This is a genomic window from Gemella massiliensis (assembly GCF_900120125.1).
Classification (GTDB): Bacteria; Bacillota; Bacilli; order Staphylococcales; family Gemellaceae; genus Gemella; species Gemella massiliensis.
In genome coordinates this window covers 1-4,953 of the sequence record NZ_LT635543.1, presented here as the reverse complement: position 1 = coordinate 4,953, position 4,953 = coordinate 1, and the positions used below count along the sequence as shown (strand labels likewise).

The 4,953-nt window shown below is 48.2% G+C and carries 3 rRNA genes; all 3 read left to right on the top strand.

The window, feature by feature from the left end:
- The first annotated feature begins 111 nt into the window (after positions 1-111).
- The 3 genes from BQ7358_RS00040 (at position 112) to rrf (ending at position 4,948) form a co-directional block, all read left to right on the top strand.
- A 16S ribosomal RNA gene (locus BQ7358_RS00040) occupies positions 112-1,667 on the top strand.
- A gap of 213 nt (positions 1,668-1,880) precedes the next feature.
- Positions 1,881-4,761, top strand: a 23S ribosomal RNA gene (locus tag BQ7358_RS00035).
- A 72-nt stretch (positions 4,762-4,833) separates the two neighbouring features.
- Positions 4,834-4,948, top strand: a 5S ribosomal RNA gene (rrf, locus tag BQ7358_RS00030).
- The 16S, 23S and 5S rRNA genes sit together here, the layout of an rRNA operon.
- Positions 4,949-4,953 lie beyond the last annotated feature (5 nt).

Genomic DNA, 4,953 nt, shown 5'->3' with positions numbered 1-4,953 from the left:
TTGAACATTGAAAACTAAACGAATTAAGTCAACGTAATTCCAAAAAAGGACAGTTCAAAAAGGAACTATAAAACTTTAAAAAGAGCTAAATCAAGCAAACAAATAAGAAAATATTTGGAGAGTTTGATCCTGGCTCAGGACGAACGCTGGCGGCGTGCCTAATACATGCAAGTCGAGCGAAGAATTATTGGTGCTTGCACCGATAATTCTTAGCGGCGAACGGGTGAGTAACACGTAAAGAACCTGCCTTATAGACCGGGATAACTATGGGAAACTGTAGCTAATACCGGATAACAGTATTTTCCGCATGGGAGATATTTAAAAGTCGGTCATGCTGACACTATAAGATGGCTTTGCGGAGCATTAGCTAGTTGGTGGGATAAAAGCCTACCAAGGCGACGATGCATAGCCGACCTGAGAGGGTGAACGGCCACATTGGGACTGAGACACGGCCCAAACTCCTACGGGAGGCAGCAGTAGGGAATCTTCCGCAATGGACGAAAGTCTGACGGAGCAACGCCGCGTGAGTGAAGAAGGATTTCGGTTCGTAAAGCTCTGTTGTTAGGGAAGAAAGGTTGTGTAGTAACTATACACAAAACAGACGGTACCTAACCAGAAAGCCACGGCTAACTACGTGCCAGCAGCCGCGGTAATACGTAGGTGGCAAGCGTTGTCCGGAATTATTGGGCGTAAAGCGCGCGCAGGTGGTTTAGAAAGTCTGATGTGAAAGCTCACGGCTCAACCGTGGAAGGTCATTGGAAACTGATAAACTTGAGTGCAGGAGAGAAAAGTGGAATTCCTAGTGTAGCGGTGAAATGCGTAGAGATTAGGAGGAACACCAGTGGCGAAGGCGGCTTTTTGGCCTGCAACTGACACTGAGGCGCGAAAGCGTGGGGAGCAAACAGGATTAGATACCCTGGTAGTCCACGCCGTAAACGATGAGTGCTAAGTGTTGGTCTCAAAAGAGATCAGTGCTGCAGCAAACGCATTAAGCACTCCGCCTGGGGAGTACGACCGCAAGGTTGAAACTCAAAGGAATTGACGGGGACCCGCACAAGCGGTGGAGCATGTGGTTTAATTCGAAGCAACGCGAAGAACCTTACCAAGTCTTGACATACTGTGAGGGCGTGAGAGATCACGTTGTTTGTCTCTTTGAGACAACACAGATACAGGTGGTGCATGGTTGTCGTCAGCTCGTGTCGTGAGATGTTGGGTTAAGTCCCGCAACGAGCGCAACCCTTATATCTAGTTGCCAGCAGTAAGATGGGGACTCTAGATAGACTGCCAGTGACAAACTGGAGGAAGGTGGGGATGACGTCAAATCATCATGCCCCTTATGACTTGGGCTACACACGTGCTACAATGGATAGGGACAAAGAGAAGCGAGCTTGTAAAAGTAAGCCAATCTCATAAAACTATTCTCAGTTCGGATTGTAGTCTGCAACTCGACTACATGAAGCTGGAATCGCTAGTAATCGCGAATCAGAATGTCGCGGTGAATACGTTCCCGGGTCTTGTACACACCGCCCGTCACACCACGAGAGTTTGTAACACCTGAAGACGGTGACCTAACCGAAAGGGAGGAGCCGGTCACGGTGGGACAGATGATTGGGGTGAAGTCGTAACAAGGTAGCCGTATCGGAAGGTGCGGCTGGATCACCTCCTTTCTAAGGAAAAAAGGATATGTTGGGGAATTCGTTTAGTTTTGAGTGTTCAAGTAATACTCAAGCACAATGAAAACTGAATACAAATATTAGATCAAAAAATTTCTAGAAAAGAAAACAGATTTACAAAACCGAGAAACAGAAGAATAAGGTAAGTAAGAAAAACTTATTCACAAAAAGAGTTCAAGGAAGAAAACGAAGCAAAAAGCTACACACGATTAAGTAGAAAAGAGCGCACGGAGGATGCCTTGGCACTAGGAGCCGAAGAAGGACGTGACAAACGACGAAACGCTACGGGGAGCAGTAAGTAAGCAAAGATCCGTAGATATCCGAATGGGGGAACCCACCGCAAATAAAAAGGCGGTACGCAAAAGCGAGGTAACGCAGGGAACGGAAACATCTAAGTACCTGCAGGAAGAGAAAGAAAAATCGATTTCCCAAGTAGCGGCGAGCGAAAAGGAAGAAGCCCAAACCGATATGCATGCATATAGGGGTAGAAGGACTCTCAAGAAATTGTATTACGAAGTATAGTAGAAGCACTTGGAAAAGTGAGCCGAAGAAGGTAAAAGACCTGTATACGAAATGCTAAGTAAGCAAGAGAGAGCACCTGAGTACGACGGAACACGAGGAATTCCGTCGGAAGCGACCAGGACCATCTGGTAAGGCTAAATACTACCTAGTGACCGATAGTGAACCAGTACCGTGAGGGAAAGGTGAAAAGAACCCCGGGAGGGGAGTGAAAAAGAACCTGAAACCGTGTGCTTACAAGTAGTCAGAGCCCTTAGGGGTGATGGCGTGCCTTTTGTAGAATGAACCGGCGAGTTACTATATCATGCAAGGTTAAGTGGAAGACACGGAGCCGAAGCGAAAGCGAGTCTTAATAGGGCGAGATAGTATGATGGAGTAGACCCGAAACCAAGTGATCTACCCATGTCCAGGTTGAAGTTTAGGTAACACTGAATGGAGGACCGAACCAGGACACGTTGAAAAGTGTTTGGATGAGGTGTGGGTAGCGGAGAAATTCCAATCGAACTTGGAAATAGCTGGTTCTCTCCGAAATAGCTTTAGGGCTAGCCTCGTTAAAGAGTTTACCGGAGGTAGAGCACTGTTTGGACTAGGGGCCCATCCCGGGTTACCGAATTCAGACAAACTCCGAATGCCGGATAAATATAAACGGGAGTCAGACTGCGGGTGATAAGGTTCGTAGTCGAAAGGGAAACAGCCCAGACCGCCAGCTAAGGTCCCAAATTGTATGTTAAGTGGAAAAGGATGTGATGATGCACAGACAACCAGGATGTTGGCTTAGAAGCAGCCACCATTTAAAGAGTGCGTAATAGCTCACTGGTCGAGTGACATCGCGCCGAAAATGTACCGGGGCTAAACATACAACCGAAGCTGCGGATATAACAGATGTTATATGGTAGGAGAGCGTTCTAACGTCGTAGAAGTTAAGCCGAGAGGCGAAGTGGAGAAGTTAGAAGTGAGAATGCCGGTGTAAGTAGCGAAAGATAGGTGAGAATCCTATCCACCGAAAGACTAAGGTTTCCAGAGGAAGGCTCGTCCGCTCTGGGTAAGTCGGGACCTAAGGTGAAGCCGACAGGTGAAGCCGATGGACAACAGGTAGAAATTCCTGTACCACCGAATATCGATTGAGAGAAGTGGGGACAGAGGAGGCTAATTGAGTGCCCTGATGGAATAGGGCGCCTAAGCGCAAAGGTTAAGTAGTAGGCAAAACCGCTACTTATAAGACTGAAGCGTGATGGGGAGCGAAAAAAAGTAGCGAAGTCAATGAAGCCAAACTCTCAAGAAAAGCCGCTATCGAGATAAGAGGTGCCCGTACCGCAAACCGACACAGGTAGTTGGGAAGAGAATTCTAAGGTGAGCGAGAGAACCATCGTTAAGGAACTCGGCAAAATGACCCCGTAACCTCGGGAGAAGGGGTGCCTACGAGAGTAGGCCGCAGTGAATAGGCCCAAGCGACTGTTTAACAAAAACACAGGTCTCTGCAAAACCGAAAGGTGAAGTATAGGGGCTGACGCCTGCCCGGTGCTGGAAGGTTAAGAGGATTGCTTAGCGCAAGCGAAGGTAAGAATTGAAGCCCCAGTAAACGGCGGCCGTAACTATAACGGTCCTAAGGTAGCGAAATTCCTTGTCGGGTAAGTTCCGACCCGCACGAAAGGCGTAACGATTTGGGCACTGTCTCAACGATGGACTCGGTGAAATCATAGTACCTGTGAAGATGCAGGTTACCCGCGACAGGACGGAAAGACCCCATGGAGCTTTACTGTAGCTTGATATTGAATTTTGATGCAGAATGTACAGGATAGGTAGGAGCCAAAGAGGCATGCACGCCAGTGTATGAGGAGGCGATGTTGGGATACTACCCTTTGTGTATTGGAATTCTAACCCACGGAATAGAAAACCGGGAGACAGTGTCAGGTGGGCAGTTTGACTGGGGCGGTCGCCTCCTAAAGAGTAACGGAGGCGTTCAAAGGTTCCCTCAGAATGGTTGGAAATCATTTGGAGAGTGTAAAGGCACAAGGGAGCTTGACTGTGAGAGAGACAACTCGAGCAGGTGCGAAAGCAGGACTTAGTGATCCGGTGGTACCGAATGGAAGGGCCATCGCTCAACGGATAAAAGCTACCCTGGGGATAACAGGCTTATCTCCCCCAAGAGTCCACATCGACGGGGAGGTTTGGCACCTCGATGTCGGCTCATCGCATCCTGGGGCTGAAGTCGGTCCCAAGGGTTGGGCTGTTCGCCCATTAAAGCGGTACGCGAGCTGGGTTCAGAACGTCGTGAGACAGTTCGGTCCCTATCCGTCGTGGGCGTAGGAAATTTGAGAGGAGCTGTCCTTAGTACGAGAGGACCGGGATGGACATATCAATGGTGTACCAGTTGTCACGCCAGTGGCATAGCTGGGTAGCTAAATATGGAAGGGATAAGAGCTGAAAGCATCTAAGCATGAAGCCCCCCTCGAGATGAGATTTCCCACAAAGGTAAGACCCCTTGAAGACGACAAGGAGAATAGGTTAGGAGTGTAAGTGTGGTAACACATTAAGCTGACTAAAACTAATAGGTCGAGGACTTAATCAGAGAGTAGAAGCAGAGAAGTAAAGAAGTTGACAAAAGGAGAGGAATTGATATAATATGAGTATAAAGTTTTCGTCTGGTGGCGATAGCAAAGAGGACACACCTGTACCCATACCGAACACAGAAGTTAAGCTCTTTAGCGTCGAGAGTAGTTGGGTTTACGCCCTGCGAGGCTAGATCGTTGCCAGGCTTTTG